Source organism: Thalassobius sp. Cn5-15 (genome assembly GCF_022347685.1).
Taxonomy (GTDB): domain Bacteria; phylum Pseudomonadota; class Alphaproteobacteria; order Rhodobacterales; family Rhodobacteraceae; genus Thalassobius.
Window position 1 is genome coordinate 684,006 of sequence record NZ_JAKRGF010000001.1, and the last position, 15,990, is coordinate 699,995.

A 15,990-nucleotide genomic window follows, 5' to 3' on the forward strand; every position below is an offset into this window, starting at 1 on the left:
TGTTTCCGGCTCCCCCAACCCCAGTAAGGAGACAGGCATGTATTTATCCAACCTTGCTCTCGTTTCCTTGGTCGGTTTCGTCGCCCTAGCAGCAATCGCTGCGTTCCGGGACATCAGAACGATGACCATCCCAAATTCGCTGATCCTGGCGCTCTTGGCCTGCTACCTCTGTGTTGCCGCCGCCGCCGGTTGGACCCGCGAAGAAATCACCACCAGCCTGATTGCTGCCGCAATGGTGTTGTTCGCCGGGCTGTTGTTGAACACGCTGGGATGGCTGTCTGAAACAGGCGGCAGCGCGATTGCAAAATACGCTGCCGTATGTTGCCTCTGGCTAGGGGCACCACAGGTCCTGAACCTGCTGTTTCTGTCGGCGCTGATCACTGCTGGTTTTGCGCTGCTGATTGTCTGTCTGCCTGTTTGTCTACCAAAGGGCTGGCAAAACCGAGTTTCTGGGTCAAAACCTGAGAATTCCCGCCGTTATGGTTTTGGTGGATATGCGGTTGCTGCAGCAGCTGTGCTGTTGTTGCCCGCCTCCCCTTGGGTGTCCTCAGTTATCTGACCCGCCTGTTACATCTTGTCTCTCCTCCGCTGCGGAGGCCTCTAATCTGAGGGCGTACCTATGTTCCGATCGTTAATCATTGTGACAGCTCTTGTTTGCGGTGGCTCGGCCACGCTGCTGGTCAACATGTCGAGCCCAAAAGGCGAAGACCAAGCAACTGCCCCCGTTGTCGTACAAGAGGCCCAGACACTGAAGGTTCTGGCCGCCACCCGACCCGTTGTCCAAGGTGCCGAACTGACGGCAGAGGATCTGGGCTGGATCGACTGGCCCCGCAATGCGCTGCATTCTGGTATGGTATCCTCAAAGGATGCGCCGGACGCGCTGGAGACAACGGTTGGAACCATCGCACGGATGGATTTGTTCGCTGGACAACCGGTTCTGCCTGACAGTTTTTCCGACACCCGACAGGGCTACCTCTCGTCCCTCCTGTCGCCCGGCATGCGTGCTGTGGCCATTTCCGTCAGCGCCGCTAAAACCGCGGGCGGTTTTATCCTGCCCAACAACCGCGTCGACATCCTGCTGACCCAACGCTGCGAAGATGAGGTTCGCTGTCGCACCCGGATGTCTACCGATACGATTTTGCAAAACGTACGTGTTCTGGCGATCGACCAATCGGGGGCAGGCCCCGAATCCGGCGGCACTGTGCTGCTGGGCAAGACCGCCACACTGGAACTTTCGCCCGATGATGCCGAGCAGGTCATCGCGGCGGAAGCCAGCGGCAACCTGTCGTTGCTGCTGCGCTCTGTGGATGACAACGCCGTCATCCAACCGAAGAAAGAAGAAGTCGCCACCCTGATCCCCGAGCAAAAAGAGCCCGAAGCGGCCCCTCGCACGGTCAAGGTCACGCGGGGCGGCGTATCTGAAATCGTCGTGCTGAACTAACTCTATCCCCCCGAGGTAAACGGTATGAAGATATTCACCAAATTCACAGCGGATCCCGCCGATCCCGACAACATCGGGGGCATGCGGCCAGCCATTGGTCGATTGCCCGCCATGACCTGCGATGCCTTTGCGGCGACCCCACAGACCCGCAATGCGCTGCAACAGATGCAGGCCAGCCGTCACCTAAGCCGTGTACGCTGCCAGCTGATGAGCGGCGGCATGGAACAGGCGATCGCGGCCTATCAACAGGCCGACAGTCCCGATCTGTTGGTGGTAGAGGTCGATGACGACCCGACCAAGCTGTTCACCCAACTGGATGAACTGGCGCAACTGTGCCGCGTGGACACCGAACTGGTGCTAATCGGCCCCTCAAATGACATCGCGCTTTACCGCGCACTGACCCGTCAGGGCGTTGCGGATTATCTGCAAACCCCTGTGACCGCCCCGTTGCTGGTCACCGCGCTGTTTGAACTGTTCCGCGATCCTGACAAGGTGCATCTCGGCCGTATTCACGCCGTGATCGGTGCCCGTGGCGGCGCTGGGTCTTCGACCATTGCCCATAACGCAGCCTGGATGCTGGGCGAACAGGCCCGAGCGCAGTCCATTCTGGTGGATCTCGATTTCGAGTTCGGCACTGCTGGCCTGTGCCTCAACCGCAATCCCGAACAGGATCTGGTCGGTGCGATCACCAATTCCGAAAAGCTGGACGATCAGAAACTGGAACGTCTGTTGATCACCTACGACGATCAGCTGCGCCTGCTGGCTGGACCGCAAAATCATCAACAAGACCGAGAGTTGGATCCAGAGGCACTGGCATACGCGATGGATCTGGTCCGTGTTCTGGCGCCTCATGTGGTTCTTGACCTGCCCTCGACCCTGAACCCGCTGACGCGTAAAGCGCTCTATCTGGCAGATGAGGTGGTACTGGTGGCCACGCCGGATCTTGCCAGCCTGCGCAACACCCGTTCGCTGATTGAAATGCTGGCCTCGATCCGCATCGGGGAAAAGAAACCACATCTGGTTCTCAACCAGATCAAGCAGCCCAAACGGCCAGAGATTAAGCCAACTGACTTCGTCAAGGCCTTGGGCGTTGAGGACCATGTGGAACTGATGTTTGACGCCGCAAAATATGGCAGCGCCGATAACAACGGCACGCTGGTGGCCCAACACAAACAGAACCGCACCCAGCGACAGGCCTTTGGCAAACTGGCAACCGGCCTCAGCGGCCTCAGTAATCCAGGGGAGGCAGCCGTTGGTCTGCGTTTCTTCAAACGGGGCAAAGGCAACAACTAACAAAAGGCATACACTTTCCTTGGGGGGGACATCACCACGCGCCATGCGTGCGGTGATGCCTGAGGCGTCGGTGTCGGCGGGGCCGTGGGGGCCTTGTCGGCACCGATCCGCGTGGTAAATCGTGGTCAAAAGCTGTGTCCGACGCTAGGCTCGCCGACAACAGGAGCCGCGCCATGACATCACCACGACCCAAAAACCTCACTCTGCCCGACAGCCCGCATATGAACGCGCCCGACCAGCGCGGGCGGCTCTTTGCCCCCTCAGCCGCACGCAACATGGCCCCTATTGTGACGCTGGTCAGCGAATATGCACCTCAAAGCGGCAAGGCGCTGGAAATCGCCTCCGGCACAGGTGAACACTGCGCCGCACTGGCCCGCGCCCTGCCCCATATCCACTGGCAGCCGACGGAACCTGAAGAGGTGCGCCGTGCATCGATTGACGGCCATGGCAACGATCTCGCAAATATGGCGTCCGCAATCCCCTTGGACGCCACTGCCGTGGGGTGGTCCAAACAACATAGCGGTCAGAAACTGATCCTGCTGGTAAACCTCCTGCATCTGATCCCTGCCCCTGCGGCTCAGACGATTATCACCGAGGCGGCTCAGGCGCTGAACACTGGCGGGCATTTCATCTTTTACGGCCCATTCCTGCGGGATGGTCAGCCGACATCAGAGGGCGACGCCCGTTTCCATGCCAGCCTGCGCGCCCAAGACCCCACCATAGGCTATAAGAACGTAGAAGACGTCGAACGCTGGATCGACGAGAGCGGCTTGTCACTGATCAGTCGCGTCGACATGCCCGCAAACAATCTGGCCTTCGTCGCCAAACGCTGAAAAATCGCCCCGCCTGACACAGATCAAAGTGCAGCATGGGCGAAACATGGTCTTGCCTTCACATATTCCAAAAACACCATGCGAATAGGAAGATCAATGAGCTGGAACGACAAATTCACCGACATCAAATCGCAACTGCGCAACCTGAACGGTGCCATCCCTGAGACCACCAAAGCCTTTGGCGCATTGGGCGCAACGGTGAAAGGTGACGGCGCGCTGGAGCATAAGACGAAAGAGTTCGTCGCCCTCGGCATCGCGGTCGCCAGCCGCTGCGAACCCTGTATCATGTTCCATGTTGACGCCCTGATCCGCGCGGGTGCCAGCCGTGAAGAGGTCGGCGAAACGCTGGCGATGGCGATCCAGATGGGCGGTGGCCCGTCGATGATGTACGCCAGCAAGGCGCTGGAATGTTTTGACGAACTAAGCGCCAAGTAACACGCGCCTGCGACACTGGACAATCCCGCCACGAAACGGCACTTCTTACGGGGTCAATACAGCCTTTGCCCCCGTAAGGAACTCATATCATGTCGCTCTATTCCGACCGCCTGACCCGCCTGCGCGCAGCGATGACTGCCACTGAAACGGATCTGGTGGTACTTGGCCCCTCCAGCCATATGATGTGGCTGTCGGGCGTGAACCCGCATGGCGATGAACGCCCGGTGATGCTGCTTGTCAGCCAGACCCATGCTGGCTTTCTGATGCCCGTATTAAACGCAGATGCAGCGCGTCAGATGACCAAGCTGCCCTTTGAAACATGGTCTGATGATACTGGCCCAGCGGCGGCGCTGGATCGCCTGCTGGCCGCCTGCGATGCCACCGGTGCGGGCCTAAGCGTGGTGCTGGATGAAACCATGCGGGCTGATTTTGCCCTGCGCCTGCTGGATGCAATGGACGCCCCCGAACGCCGCTTTACCGAGGATACGGTGGGACGTCTGCGCGCGATGAAGGATGGCGCGGAATACGACGCGATCAAAGCCGCGCATCTGTTGAACGACGAAGCGGTCAAACTGGCCTTTGCCAGTCTAAAGGCAGGCATGACGGAGCGGGACGTGCAAAACGTGATCCGCGATCACTACAAGGCCAATGGCGCCACCCCCGAATTCACCATCGTCGGCTTCGGCGCCAACGGCGCCTTCCCGCATCACCACACGGGCGATACGGTGCTGGCAGACGGCATGGCGGTGCTGATCGACACCGGCTGCCGCCTCAATGGCTACCCCTCCGATATGACCCGCTGCGGCTTCTTCGGTACGCCGGATGCAGCGTATAAAAAGGTGTTTGAAACGGTGGAGGCCGCCGTGCAGGCCGCATTGGCCGCCGCAAAACCCGGCGTCACAGCGGGCGCGATCGACAAAGCGGCGCGGGACGTGATCACCGCCGCCGGATATGGGCCACAGTTCCTGCATCGTACTGGCCACGGTTTGGGCATCGACGTGCATGAACCACCCTATATCGTCGCCGGATCCGATCATGTGCTGGAGGCAGGTAATGTCTTCTCAATCGAGCCCGGCATCTACATCAACGGCAAATTCGGCGTCCGGTTGGAAGAGATCGTAATCCTGCGCGAAGACGGCAATCAGGTCTTCTCTGAACTCCCACGCAACATGCTGTAAAACAGACGAAGGGGACTGTCCGCCCGGGGGGATATTTAGAGAACGATGAAACTGTCACGGTTCCCAAAATATCCCCACCGGAGGCCGCGCGCTGCCGTCAGGGCGCAACACTCAATTTCGGGCGGTTGATTACTTCCGCTTTGATGCTTTCAGATGCGCCTTCAATTCGGTGAAGCCACCAATCTTCTTCCCATCAATAAAAATCAACGGCGTGGTGGCGACGTGGTGCTTATCCTTGAACGCATCAGTCGCGGCGCGGGATCGCAGAACATGTTCTTCGATCTCGAACCCCTCTTTGCGCAGCAAATCGCGCGCAGCGATGCCATAGCTGCAGGTGTATTTGGGCAGTTCCATACGGTGAAGGGTGGCTTTGGGCATTTTGAGAACTCCTTTGTTGCAGCCTATAAAGGAAGCCGCTTGCGCCCTCACAAGCCCCGCCGCCTCACATCGCCACACCGGCGCGTGAAGACATGAAACATTGACCTCAAGCTACTAATTAAAAAAGAAAAACCGGCCGCGCAAAGCGTGACCGGTTGAGTTGGACGCACCTTTCAAAGGCGCGCCCCATGGGTCGAAACCTATTAGCCGTTTACACGGATGGTTTCGTTTTTCGGATCGTAGGGGCTGTCGCAGGTGACGACGGCGTCCCACAGCTGCTCCATGATCTTCACCTTCACCTTGGTGCCTTCTACAGCCATTTCCGGCGGCAGGTAGCCCATGCCGATCGACTTCTCGAACGCGACCGAATAGCCGCCCGAGGTCAGACGACCCACGCGGGTTTGACCGTCTTCAGTGAACAGCGCCTCACGGCCCCAGGGATCCGCGTCATCCGGACCGTCGATCAGAAGGGTACAGCACTTGAAGCGGACACCGGTTTCCAGCATCGCCTCTTTGCCCTGGAAGTCTTTTTCCAAGTCGATGAAGCGCGGCAGGTCTGCCTCTGCCGGGGTCGCGTCGCGGCCCAGCTCGTTGCCGAAGGCACGGTAGGATTTCTCCTGACGCAGCCAGTTCTGGGCGCGGGCGCCGACCAGCTTCATACCGTGTTTCTCACCGGCTTTCTCCAGCAGGTCGAACAGGTAGTTCTGCATTTCGATCGGGTGGTGCAGTTCCCAACCCAGTTCACCGGTGTAGGCCACACGGATCGCGTTCACAGGGCACATGCCCAATTCGATCTGACGGGCCGACAGCCAGGGGAAACGCTTGTTCGACAGGGCGGTTTCGGGATCTGCATCCACAATCACCTCTTTCAGAACGTCGCGCGCCTTGGGGCCTGCGATGGCGAAGACGCCCCATTGGGTGGTGACATCCTGGATCTCGATGTAACCGAACTCTTCCATCTTGTCTTCGGCCGCTTTACGCAGGAAATCGGCGTCATACTCGGTCCAGGCGCCTGCCGAAACCAGATAGTAGTTGTTCTCACCGTTGCGCACGATGGTGTATTCGGTGCGGGTGGTGCCTGCGGAGGTCAGCGCATAGGTCAGGTTGATGCGGCCGACTTTGGGCAGTTTGTTACAGGTCAGCCAGTCCAGGAACTGGGTTGCACCGGGGCCTTTGACCACGTGTTTGGTGAAGGCGGTTGCGTCGATCAGGCCAACGCCTTCACGGATCGCTTTTGCTTCATCAACAGCGTACTGCCACCATTTGCCACGACGGAACGAACGGCTTTCTTCGTCGAAGTTGTCCGCAGCGTCCAGCGGACCGTAGTAGTTCGGGCGTTCCCAGCCGTTGACCCAGCCGAATTGCGCGCCGCGCTCTTTCTGGCGGTCAAATGCAGGCGAGGTACGCAGCGGACGTGCTGCGGGGCGCTCTTCGTCGGGGTGGTGCAGGATGTAGACGTGCTCGTAGCACTCTTCGTTTTTGCGCGCGGCAAATTCGGTAGTCATCCAGTTCGACGAGTAGCGTTTCGGGTCGAGCGACGCCATGTCGATCTCGGCCTCGCCGTCCACCATCATCTGTGCCAGATAGTAGCCGGTGCCACCTGCGGCGGTGATACCGAAGGAGAAGCCTTCTGCCAGCCACATGTTGCGCAGACCCGGTGCCGGACCCACCAGCGGGTTGCCGTCAGGAGTGTAGCAGATCGGGCCGTTGAAGTCGTCTTTCAGACCGGATTCAGCGCAGGACGGCACACGTTCGGCCATCGCCATGTACTGATCAGCAATCCGGTCCAGATCCAGCGGGAACAGGTCCGCACGGAAGCTGTCGGGAACACCGTGCTCAAAACGTGCAGGCGCATCTTTTTCGTAGATGCCCAGGATCCAGCCGCCGCGCTCTTCACGGGCGTAGGATTCGTTGTCCGCGTCGCGCACAACGGGGTGTTCGGGGTTGCCAGCTTCGCGCCATTTCACCAGCTCAGGGTCTTGGTCCATGACGATGAAGGTGTGCTCCACCGGAATGGCCGGCATTTTGATGCCCAGCTGCTTTGCGGTGCGCTGTGCGTGGTTGCCGGATGCGGTGACGACGTGCTCTGCGGTGATGACCACTTTCTCGTCGGACTCGATCAGGTTGCCGCCCTTTTCCACCATTTTGGTGCAGGTCACTTCCCAATGGGTGCCGGTCCAGTGGAATTCATCCGCTTGCAGTTTGCGGTGGATTTCCACGCCGCGCTGACGGGCGCCTTTGGCCATCGCTTGGGTCACGTCTGCGGGGTTAATGTAACCATCTTCGGTGTGGTAGATCGCACCCTTCAGATCGCCGGTCTCAATCAGCGGCCAACGCTCTTTGATCTGTTCAGGGGTCAGCCATTCGTATTTCACGTCACAGGTGTCTGCGATCGAGGCATAGAGGCGGTATTCGTCCATACGCTCTTCGGTCTGCGCCATGCGCAGATTGCCCACAACAGCGAAGCCTGCGTTCAGACCGGTCTCTTCTTCCAGCTGTTTGTAGAAGTCGACAGAGTATTTGTGGATGTGGGTCGTCGCGTAGGACATGTTGAACAGCGGCAGCAGACCGGCAGCGTGCCAGGTCGAGCCGGAGGTCAGTTCGTCACGCTCGATCAGCATCACGTCATCCCACCCTGCTTTGGCAAGGTGATAGGCGATCGAGGTCCCGACGGCACCGCCGCCAACAACCAGTGCTTTCACTTGGGTTTTCATTTAAGGTCTCTCCGATGGACGCAAGTAGTATGTGTTGATTGTCAATCATCATGCCGATTCCCACAGCTAGCGCCCCCTGCCCAGCCGACCTCTAATCGTGGGAAAACGACACCTCGCCGCAAAAGAACCGACGTTACGTCCCTACCCCTTGTTGCAACCGCATAAACACCGTAAATATACGGTGCCTTTGTGGCGAGTTTTGACGGTCGGTCCCATGAACGACCCATAAGGGAGGCGTGGCATGCAGATCTGCCGCACAGTAGACGAGATGCGCGCTGCAACACGCGCTGTTAAGAACGCTAGCCCTGAGGGTGCAAAACGACTGGGATTTGTGCCAACCATGGGCGCCCTGCATGACGGGCATATGTCACTGGTCGCACAGGCTCAGGAAAACGCGGACGCCGTTGCTGTCTCCATCTTTGTGAACCCGACGCAGTTCAATCAGCCCGCTGATCTGGACAGTTATCCACGCGATGATGCCCGCGATCTGGCGATGCTAGAGGCAGCGGGCGTCGATCTGGTATTCCTGCCGGATGTAGAAACCATCTATCCACCGGGCCATGAAACCATTGTAGAGACCACCCGCCTTGCAAATATCCTGCACGGTGCGGTGCGACCCGGCCATTTTCGCGGTGTCACTTCGGTTGTCACCCGCCTGTTCAATATCGTGCAGCCCGATGTCGCGGTCTTTGGCGAAAAGGACTACCAGCAGCTGCAGGTGATCAAACGCATGGTGGCCGATCTGCACATGCCAGTCGAAATCCTCGCTGGTCCCACCTGCCGTGAGGCAGATGGGTTGGCCATGTCCTCGCGCAACCAACGCCTGTCGGCAGAGGATCGCGCCGCTGCAGTGGTGCTGTCCCAAACCCTCAACGCCGCCGCCGTTCTGGTCAAATCCGGCACCTCAGTAGAGGACCTGCGCGATATGATCGCCAACAGCATTGATGCGGAACCACGCGCCAGCCTGCAGGGGCTGGACACGGTGACGCCAGAAACGCTGGAAAACCTGCACGGCGCCCTCACCCAATCCGTCGCTGTCATGTTGTCAGTGCAATTCTCCGACGTTCTTCTGATTGATCAAAAGGTCCTCACACCATGAGCAAGCAAAGCCAGATCCGCCGCACCACCGTCCCCGAAATCCGCGCCCGCAAAGGGGGCGTGCCGATTGTTTCGCTGACCTCCTACCACGCGCATACGGCCGCGATTGTCGACGCTTACGCGGACTTCATTCTTGTGGGCGACAGTCTGGGCATGGTGATGCACGGCATGGAAAGCACGCTGGGTGTACCGCTGGATCTGATGATCATGCACGGCAAAGCAGTGGTGCGCGGCACCCGGTCGTCGCTGGTCGTGGTGGACATGCCATTTGGCACCTATGAGGAAAGCCCGTCAGAGGCCTTCCGTAACGCGGCCCGCATCATGAAGGAAACCGGCTGCGGCGCGGTGAAACTGGAAGGCGGCGCGCGTATGAGCGAGACTATCCGTTTCCTCACTGAACGCGGCATTCCGGTGATGGCTCATATCGGTCTGACGCCCCAGGCGACCAACGTGATGGGTGGTTTCAAAACCCAAGGCCGCGACGAAGACAGCTGGCCCCAGCACGAAGCCGACGCGCAAGCGGTGGCAGAGGCAGGCGCCTTTGCTCTGGTGCTGGAGGGCATGGTGGAGCCATTGGCGGCAAAGATCACCAAACAGATCGACATCCCCACCATCGGCATCGGTGCATCGGTGGAATGTGACGGTCAAATTCTGGTGCTGGAAGATATGCTGGGCCTAAACGCCTGGACGCCGAAGTTTGTAAAGAAATACGGCGACCTTGGCCCTGCGATTGAACAGGCCGTGTCGGACTACGCAACCGAGGTCAAATCCCGCGCCTTTCCGGCGAAGGAACACACCTACTAAACGCATGCCGAAGGGGGGAACTCCCCCCTTCCACAGAAGAAACTGAACTGGGGAAAGTTAGCCGGGAGCTTTAAAGCGCGATGAAACTTTCGCTGGCCCCAAGTTTTCCCGCGGAGTCACACCATCCTAACGGCGTTTAGCCACGGCCGCGGTAAGGCGGCACGCCTTGGTCGGGGATCCAGACCCCTTCGGGCAGCGGGCCGGTTTGCCAGAATACATCGATCGGAATGCCACCACGCGGATACCAATAGCCACCGATACGCAGCCACTGTGGCTCCAGAAATTCGACCAGACGGCGCCCGATCGAGACCGTGCAATCTTCGTGAAAAGCGCCGTGATTGCGGAACGCCCCAAGGAACAGCTTCAGCGATTTGCTTTCCACCAGCCACTCAGACGGCACATAATCAATGACCAGATGGGCAAAATCCGGCTGCCCCGTCATCGGGCAGAGCGAAGTAAACTCCGGTGCGGTGAAGCGCACGTTATAGGCCACGTCGGCCTGCGGGTTTTGCACCCGTTCCAGCACCGCCTCTTCGGGGCTTGCAGGCATAACAGTGTCGCCGCCCAGCTGTTTCAGATCGCTATAAATCGACTGCGTCATCAGATCTCTCCTCTGTTTTGGCGCTGATGGTTTGGCTCAGACACCACGTTTGTTGCCCCAGACCAGCACATGCAGCTGCGGCAGCACGCGTGGGGTAAACCAGCCATCGCCGGTGACTTTCTCTATGAGCCACAAAAGCCGGTCGGTGGTGGCTTGCAGATCTACTGGCTGGAGGGGGTCCACTTCGGAATTCCCGGGCTGCACGTAAAGCGGCAGCTGCGGATATTTCGCACTCACCTCGCGCGCCCAGGCGTAGTCCACATCGTCAAAAATCACGATTTTCAGCGCCACAGTCGGGCATCCTGCGGCCTGCGTAAGACAGATATCAAAGGCCGCCCAATCCACCACCTCGCCGCTGGAGGGTGGCTTTGGGCTCAACACCAGCGTATCGAGGCTGCCAAACCACGGCTTGGCGATTGAGCCTTGGGTTTCGCAGGCGAACCGGTAACCTTCGCGGGTCCCCAGTGCGATCACCTCTGCGAAATCCTGAATCGCTGGATTGCCGCCAGAGATCGACACCGTCAACGGACGCCCGCCCGACAGATCGCGCACCCGATCCCAGACCGCCTGCGCTGTCATCAAAGCCCAGTCGTGGCGATAAGCACTGTCCACCGCATGAAGGGAATCGCACCAGCTACAGCGATAGTCACAGCCACCGGCGCGGATGAACACGGTTGGCTCCCCAATCAGGGCGCCTTCGCCTTGGATCGTCGGCCCGAAGATTTCGGCAATGCGCAGGGTCATGGTCGGTACTCGGCCCAGGTTTTCGGGGTTTCCGAAACCTTCACTGCTGCCACCTCCGCCCAGCGTTCTTTGCACCAGTCGTAAAAGTGACGCGCCATGTTTTCGGCAGTCGACGGTCCCTCCAGCACATCGTTCAGATGACGATGATCAAAAGTGTCGTCGATGTAGGATTTCAGCGGTGCCAGTTCGTGATAATCGCGCACGAAACCATCGCTGTTCAACTCTCGCGCTGCCAGCTCAACAACCACAACATAATTGTGCCCATGCAGGCGAGCGCATTGGTGATCTTCGGGCAGATGGCTCAACTGGTGTGAGGCAGAGAAGTGGAACTCTTTGGTAATGCGGTACATTACACCCCCTCCTTTTCGGCAATCGCCTGTCGCCAATAATCGGAATCGGCATAAACCGTTGGATCCGCCACCGCCGCCAGATCAAAGGCCTCGCGCCGTTCCACACAGGTGCCGCAACGACCGCAGTGATGTGCGCCGCCTTTGTAACAGGACCAAGTGTCGGCAAAGGGTGTCCCGACACGGGCACCTTCGGTGACGATATCAGCCTTGGAGCGATGCACAAAAGGCGTCAGCAGCGACACGTCCGCATACCCATCCAGCGCCGCCTTCTGCATGGTATCAAACGCCTGGGTAAACGCTGGGCGGCAGTCAGGGTAGATAAAATGATCGCCGCCATGCACCGCAGTGGCCACAGCTTCGTCACCATTGGCCGCAGCAATGCCGTAGGCGATGGTCAGCATGATCGCATTGCGGTTCGGAACGACGGTCACTTTCATCGTGTCTTCGGCATAGTGACCATCCGGCACGTCAATGTCATCGGTCAGCGCCGATCCAGTCAACGCTGCACCGATCGTGCGCATGTCGATGATCTGATGCGGCACCGCCAGACGCTTGGCGCAGGCGGCGGCATAATCCAGCTCTTTGCGGTGGCGTTGGCCGTAGTCAAAGGACACCAGACGCGAAAGGTTGCCATCATTGGCAATAGAATGCGCCAGCGACACGGAATCGAGCCCGCCAGAGCAGATAACGAGGGTTTTCATATTGTCAGTCCTTGTTTTGGTGACCGGGTAGGCTGCGACCGGTGGCGGGCTGTTATCCAATAGTTAGGACCTTGGCAACAGGCGGGCGATGCGATGTGCGCTGCCTCACACCTATTTTATCGTGCTTTGCAATGGCCAGGTGAGGGCAGCGCTACATACATTCACCTCAGACAAAGCGGAAAAGTATCTGTGCACCAAATACTTAGCCAACCATCCACAGCGGGCACTGTAAAACCCGCAGCTTCGAACGGCACCGTGTTCATAAAATGAAAAAATCAAAACGTCCCCATCGGCGTGGTCACCGCCCTGATCCGGGCCTGATCCGGGCCTGATCCGGGGGCACGCGCACAGGCCCAAATTCCGGGATGGTGGACATCATTCCTGCATGATGACGCGCGGCAAAGCCGGAAACACATCCGCAAAACCGGAATCCTGTATAGCGGAGATCTGCAAAAACATGTAAGAAGAGCCAAAGACAAGACAGCTTGAAGGCGCCCGTGATGCCGGAAAACCCAGATGAAATCCTTACTCTCTTGCCTGCCCGGCTGAAAAACGCGCGCCGCGAGCGGGGGCTGTCATTGGAAGCGGTCGCCAACCTCAGCGGTGTGTCCCGCTCTATGGTAAGTCAGATCGAACGTGGTGAAAGCAGCCCGACGATTTCAACACTCTGGAACCTGACCCGCGCCCTACAGGTGGATTTCGCTGGTCTGCTGGAGGATACGGAAACCACGGACCGCATTGAAGTTTTACGTCACACCGAGGTGCCCGCCATAGAAAACATGGGAATTGGCTGTCGGATCAAGATCCTGTCGCCCCCTGAGGAGGCTGGTGGACATGAAGTCTATGACATCACCCTCCGAGCCGACGGCGCACTGAACAGCCAACCGCATTCGCGCGGGGCCAATGAACAGATGACCGTGTTGGACGGTGCCGTTCGGGTGATCTCCGGCACGGCAGATGAGGTGCTGCAAGCGGGGGATACAGCACGCTATGCGGCGGATGTGGCCCATAGTATCGCCGCGGTTGACGGTCCGGCACGGGTGTTCCTGATTGTAAAAAATACCTGAGCCTCGAATTGCACGCCAAAATCCGCTGTGACGGAAATTTGTCCGCAATGTCGAATTCTTGTATTTGAGAATCTCTTCCGTTATGATAGATGTGCATCTCATTCTTGGAGGTCGCACATGTCAGACGCATTCTTGTCCCATATCACGGACACTCTCGCTCAGATCGAGGCAGAGGGTCTTTATAAGCGTGAGCGGATGATCACATCCCCACAGGCCGGTGAGATCACTGTGGGCGACACACAGGTCATCAATCTCTGCGCCAACAACTATCTGGGTCTGGCCGATCATCCGGCGCTGATAGACGCCGCCAAATCAGCGATGGCGCCGAAGGGTTTCGGCATGGCCTCGGTCCGGTTTATCTGCGGAACGCAGGATATCCACCGCACGCTGGAACAGAAACTGGCGCAGTTTCTGAACAAGGATGACGCCATTTTGTTTGCCGCCTGTTTCGATGCCAACGGCGGTCTGTTTGAACCGCTGCTGGGACCGGAAGATGCGATTGTCTCGGACAGTTTGAACCATGCCTCGATCATCGACGGCGTGCGCCTGTGCAAGGCCAAGCGCTACCGCTACGCCAACAATGATATGAAAGAGCTGGAGGACACGTTGAAACACGCCCGCAATGAGGGCGCGCGCCATATTATGATCGCGACCGACGGTGTGTTTTCAATGGACGGCTATCTGGCCAACCTGCCAGCGATCACCCAACTGGCCAAAGACTATGACGCGGTGGTGATGGTAGATGACTGCCACTCCACCGGTTTTATGGGGCCACGGGGGGCGGGCACGCCGGATCACTTCGGCGTTGATGTGGACATCCTGACGGGCACTTTGGGCAAAGCACTTGGGGGGGCTATTGGTGGCTACATCGCCGGGCCGCAGCCAGTGATCGACCTTCTGCGGCAGCGGGCGCGGCCCTATCTGTTCTCCAACTCCCTGCCGCCGTCTATCGTGGCCGCAGGGATCGAAGCGATCCGTCTCGTAGAGGACGGCGCAAATCTGCGCGCCCAACTGTTTGAAAACGCAAAATACTGGCGTGCAGGACTGGAAGCCTTGGGCTTTAACCTTTTGCCCGGGGAACACCCGATCATCCCCGTGATGCTGGGCGAAGCAAAACTGGCGCAAGAGATGGCGGCGCGGTTGTTTGATGAAGGCGTCTATGTTTCCGGCTTCTTTTTCCCGGTGGTGCCGCGCGGGCAAGCGCGGATCAGAACCCAGATGAACGCCGCGCTGACACGCGCGGAACTGGATCGCGCTTTGGCGGCCTTTGGTAAGGTCGGCAAAGAGTTGGGGGTGATCTGATGCGCCCCAACACGATGAAAGCGCTGGAAAAATCGAAACCAGAGGCAGGCCTGTGGATGGTGCAGGCACCAGTGCCGGAGATTGGTCCAGATGAGGTGCTGATCCGTGTGAACAAAACCGGCATCTGCGGCACGGACATTCACATCTGGAACTGGGATGACTGGGCCGCGCACACGGTGCCGGTGCCGATGATCACTGGCCATGAGTTCGCCGGTGAGATTGTGGAGATCGGCAAAGAGGTCACGGGACTGGAGATCGGCCAGCGCTGTTCGGGCGAGGGTCATTTGATCGGCACCGATAGTCGTCAATCCCGTGCGGGCAAGTTTCATCTGGATCCCGGCACGCGCGGCATCGGGGTCAATGAACAGGGCGCCTTTGCGCAATATCTGAAACTACCTGCGTTCAACGTCATCCCCTTGCCCGATGACATTCCTGATGAGATCGGCGCGATCCTTGATCCTTTGGGCAACGCGGTGCACACCGCGCTCAGTTTTGATCTGTTGGGGGAGGACGTGCTGATCACCGGCGCTGGCCCCATCGGCATCATGGCTGCGGCGGTTGCCCGCCATGCGGGCGCGCGCAATGTGGTGATCACCGATATCAATCCTGATCGCCTCAAATTGGCCGCATATGTGGTGCCCACCTGCCGCGCGGTAAACGTGGCAGTAGAAGATCTGAAGGATGTCATCACCGAACTGGGGCTAAAGGAAGGGTTTGACGTCGGGCTGGAAATGTCCGGCAGTCAGGTCGCACTGGATCAGATGGTCGAGGCCTTGGTGATGGGCGGAAAAATTGCGCTGCTGGGCATTCCGCCGGGCAAGTCGCCCGTCGATTGGTCACGCATCGTGTTCAAGGCGATCACCATCAAGGGCGTCTATGGACGAGAGATGTTTGAAACATGGTACAAAATGATCGCCATGCTGCAAAACGGGCTGGATGTCAGCCGCGTGATCACCCATCAATTTGATGTTGACGATTTTGCCACCGGTTTTGCCGCGATGAAGTCCGGCCAATCCGGCAAGGTTGTGCTGAACTGGACCTGAGATCGCAG

17 protein-coding genes are annotated in these 15,990 nt (G+C 58.7%); 11 read left to right on the top strand and 6 right to left on the bottom strand.

The window, feature by feature from the left end:
* The first annotated feature begins 37 nt into the window (after positions 1-37).
* The 6 genes from MHM86_RS03340 (at position 38) to MHM86_RS03365 (ending at position 5,180) form a co-directional block, all read left to right on the top strand.
* Entirely contained in the window at positions 38-559 is a 522-nt protein-coding gene (locus MHM86_RS03340) for a prepilin peptidase (RefSeq protein ID WP_239195701.1), read from the top strand.
* Positions 560-619: 60 nt separating this feature from the next.
* Positions 620-1,441, top strand: coding sequence for a Flp pilus assembly protein CpaB (gene cpaB, locus MHM86_RS03345; protein WP_239195703.1), 822 nt, complete (start codon positions 620-622; stop codon positions 1,439-1,441).
* A gap of 24 nt (positions 1,442-1,465) precedes the next feature.
* Positions 1,466-2,734, top strand: a complete 1,269-nt coding sequence (locus MHM86_RS03350; RefSeq protein WP_239195704.1) for an AAA family ATPase — start codon at positions 1,466-1,468, stop codon at positions 2,732-2,734.
* Between the two features lie 173 nt (positions 2,735-2,907).
* On the top strand, positions 2,908-3,567 hold the full coding sequence (locus tag MHM86_RS03355) for a DUF938 domain-containing protein (RefSeq protein WP_370644012.1): 660 nt from the start codon (positions 2,908-2,910) through the stop codon (positions 3,565-3,567).
* 96 nt (positions 3,568-3,663) lie between these two features.
* Positions 3,664-4,002, top strand: a complete 339-nt coding sequence (locus MHM86_RS03360; RefSeq protein ID WP_239195705.1) for a carboxymuconolactone decarboxylase family protein — start codon at positions 3,664-3,666, stop codon at positions 4,000-4,002.
* Between the two features lie 89 nt (positions 4,003-4,091).
* Positions 4,092-5,180, top strand: coding sequence for a Xaa-Pro peptidase family protein (locus tag MHM86_RS03365; RefSeq protein WP_239195706.1), 1,089 nt, complete (start codon positions 4,092-4,094; stop codon positions 5,178-5,180).
* Between the two features lie 129 nt (positions 5,181-5,309).
* On the opposite strand, the gene MHM86_RS03370 is transcribed toward MHM86_RS03365, so the two are convergent.
* Positions 5,310-5,558, bottom strand: a complete 249-nt coding sequence (locus tag MHM86_RS03370; protein WP_239195707.1) for a glutaredoxin domain-containing protein — start codon at positions 5,556-5,558, stop codon at positions 5,310-5,312.
* A gap of 203 nt (positions 5,559-5,761) precedes the next feature.
* Complete coding sequence (locus MHM86_RS03375) at positions 5,762-8,272, bottom strand: FAD-dependent oxidoreductase (RefSeq protein ID WP_239195709.1); 2,511 nt, start codon at positions 8,270-8,272, stop codon at positions 5,762-5,764.
* Between the two features lie 241 nt (positions 8,273-8,513).
* Between MHM86_RS03375 and panC the strand changes: the two genes are divergently transcribed.
* A complete protein-coding gene (panC, locus tag MHM86_RS03380) occupies positions 8,514-9,371 on the top strand; it encodes a pantoate--beta-alanine ligase (RefSeq protein ID WP_239195710.1) in 858 nt (285 codons plus the stop codon).
* On the top strand, positions 9,368-10,174 hold the full coding sequence (gene panB / locus MHM86_RS03385) for a 3-methyl-2-oxobutanoate hydroxymethyltransferase (RefSeq protein ID WP_239195711.1): 807 nt from the start codon (positions 9,368-9,370) through the stop codon (positions 10,172-10,174). Before panC ends, panB begins: the two co-directional genes overlap by 4 nt.
* A gap of 136 nt (positions 10,175-10,310) precedes the next feature.
* Here the strand turns inward: panB and queF are convergent, their stop codons facing one another.
* Genes queF through queC form a run of 4 tightly spaced genes read right to left on the bottom strand, consistent with a single transcriptional unit; the run spans position 10,311 to position 12,570 of the window.
* A complete protein-coding gene (queF, locus tag MHM86_RS03390; RefSeq protein ID WP_239195712.1) occupies positions 10,311-10,775 on the bottom strand; it encodes a preQ(1) synthase in 465 nt (154 codons plus the stop codon).
* A gap of 36 nt (positions 10,776-10,811) precedes the next feature.
* The gene (queE, locus tag MHM86_RS03395; RefSeq protein ID WP_239195713.1) at positions 10,812-11,519 is read right to left on the bottom strand and encodes a 7-carboxy-7-deazaguanine synthase QueE; all 708 of its coding nucleotides are present in this window, start codon (positions 11,517-11,519) and stop codon (positions 10,812-10,814) included.
* Entirely contained in the window at positions 11,516-11,869 is a 354-nt protein-coding gene (gene queD / locus MHM86_RS03400) for a 6-carboxytetrahydropterin synthase QueD (RefSeq protein WP_239195715.1), read from the bottom strand. The genes queE and queD overlap by 4 nt, the downstream gene beginning before the upstream one ends.
* On the bottom strand, positions 11,869-12,570 hold the full coding sequence (queC, locus tag MHM86_RS03405) for a 7-cyano-7-deazaguanine synthase QueC (RefSeq protein ID WP_239195716.1): 702 nt from the start codon (positions 12,568-12,570) through the stop codon (positions 11,869-11,871). Before queC ends, queD begins: the two co-directional genes overlap by 1 nt.
* Positions 12,571-13,070: 500 nt before the next feature.
* Between queC and MHM86_RS03410 the strand changes: the two genes are divergently transcribed.
* The 3 genes from MHM86_RS03410 (at position 13,071) to tdh (ending at position 15,982) form a co-directional block, all read left to right on the top strand.
* Positions 13,071-13,637, top strand: a complete 567-nt coding sequence (locus tag MHM86_RS03410; protein WP_239195718.1) for a helix-turn-helix domain-containing protein — start codon at positions 13,071-13,073, stop codon at positions 13,635-13,637.
* A gap of 117 nt (positions 13,638-13,754) precedes the next feature.
* Positions 13,755-14,939, top strand: a complete 1,185-nt coding sequence (locus tag MHM86_RS03415; RefSeq protein ID WP_239195720.1) for a glycine C-acetyltransferase — start codon at positions 13,755-13,757, stop codon at positions 14,937-14,939.
* A gap of 14 nt (positions 14,940-14,953) precedes the next feature.
* Positions 14,954-15,982 (top strand): L-threonine 3-dehydrogenase, encoded by a 1,029-nt coding sequence (gene tdh / locus MHM86_RS03420; protein ID WP_239196891.1) that lies wholly within the window; start codon positions 14,954-14,956, stop codon positions 15,980-15,982.
* Positions 15,983-15,990 lie beyond the last annotated feature (8 nt).

Excerpts from the sequence above, each read along its gene's own strand:
- MHM86_RS03340 (WP_239195701.1), top strand. The coding sequence starts at position 38 with ATGTATTTATCCAACCTTGCTCTCGTTTCCTTGGTCGGTTTCGTCGCC.
- cpaB (WP_239195703.1), top strand. The coding sequence starts at position 620 with ATGTTCCGATCGTTAATCATTGTGACAGCTCTTGTTTGCGGTGGCTCG.
- MHM86_RS03350 (WP_239195704.1), top strand. The coding sequence starts at position 1,466 with ATGAAGATATTCACCAAATTCACAGCGGATCCCGCCGATCCCGACAAC.
- MHM86_RS03355 (WP_370644012.1), top strand. The coding sequence starts at position 2,908 with ATGACATCACCACGACCCAAAAACCTCACTCTGCCCGACAGCCCGCAT.
- MHM86_RS03360 (WP_239195705.1), top strand. The coding sequence starts at position 3,664 with ATGAGCTGGAACGACAAATTCACCGACATCAAATCGCAACTGCGCAAC.
- MHM86_RS03365 (WP_239195706.1), top strand. The coding sequence starts at position 4,092 with ATGTCGCTCTATTCCGACCGCCTGACCCGCCTGCGCGCAGCGATGACT.
- MHM86_RS03370 (WP_239195707.1), bottom strand. The coding sequence starts at position 5,558 with ATGCCCAAAGCCACCCTTCACCGTATGGAACTGCCCAAATACACCTGC.
- MHM86_RS03375 (WP_239195709.1), bottom strand. The coding sequence starts at position 8,272 with ATGAAAACCCAAGTGAAAGCACTGGTTGTTGGCGGCGGTGCCGTCGGG.
- panC (WP_239195710.1), top strand. The coding sequence starts at position 8,514 with ATGCAGATCTGCCGCACAGTAGACGAGATGCGCGCTGCAACACGCGCT.
- panB (WP_239195711.1), top strand. The coding sequence starts at position 9,368 with ATGAGCAAGCAAAGCCAGATCCGCCGCACCACCGTCCCCGAAATCCGC.
- queF (WP_239195712.1), bottom strand. The coding sequence starts at position 10,775 with ATGACGCAGTCGATTTATAGCGATCTGAAACAGCTGGGCGGCGACACT.
- queE (WP_239195713.1), bottom strand. The coding sequence starts at position 11,519 with ATGACCCTGCGCATTGCCGAAATCTTCGGGCCGACGATCCAAGGCGAA.
- queD (WP_239195715.1), bottom strand. The coding sequence starts at position 11,869 with ATGTACCGCATTACCAAAGAGTTCCACTTCTCTGCCTCACACCAGTTG.
- queC (WP_239195716.1), bottom strand. The coding sequence starts at position 12,570 with ATGAAAACCCTCGTTATCTGCTCTGGCGGGCTCGATTCCGTGTCGCTG.
- MHM86_RS03410 (WP_239195718.1), top strand. The coding sequence starts at position 13,071 with ATGCCGGAAAACCCAGATGAAATCCTTACTCTCTTGCCTGCCCGGCTG.
- MHM86_RS03415 (WP_239195720.1), top strand. The coding sequence starts at position 13,755 with ATGTCAGACGCATTCTTGTCCCATATCACGGACACTCTCGCTCAGATC.
- tdh (WP_239196891.1), top strand. The coding sequence starts at position 14,954 with ATGAAAGCGCTGGAAAAATCGAAACCAGAGGCAGGCCTGTGGATGGTG.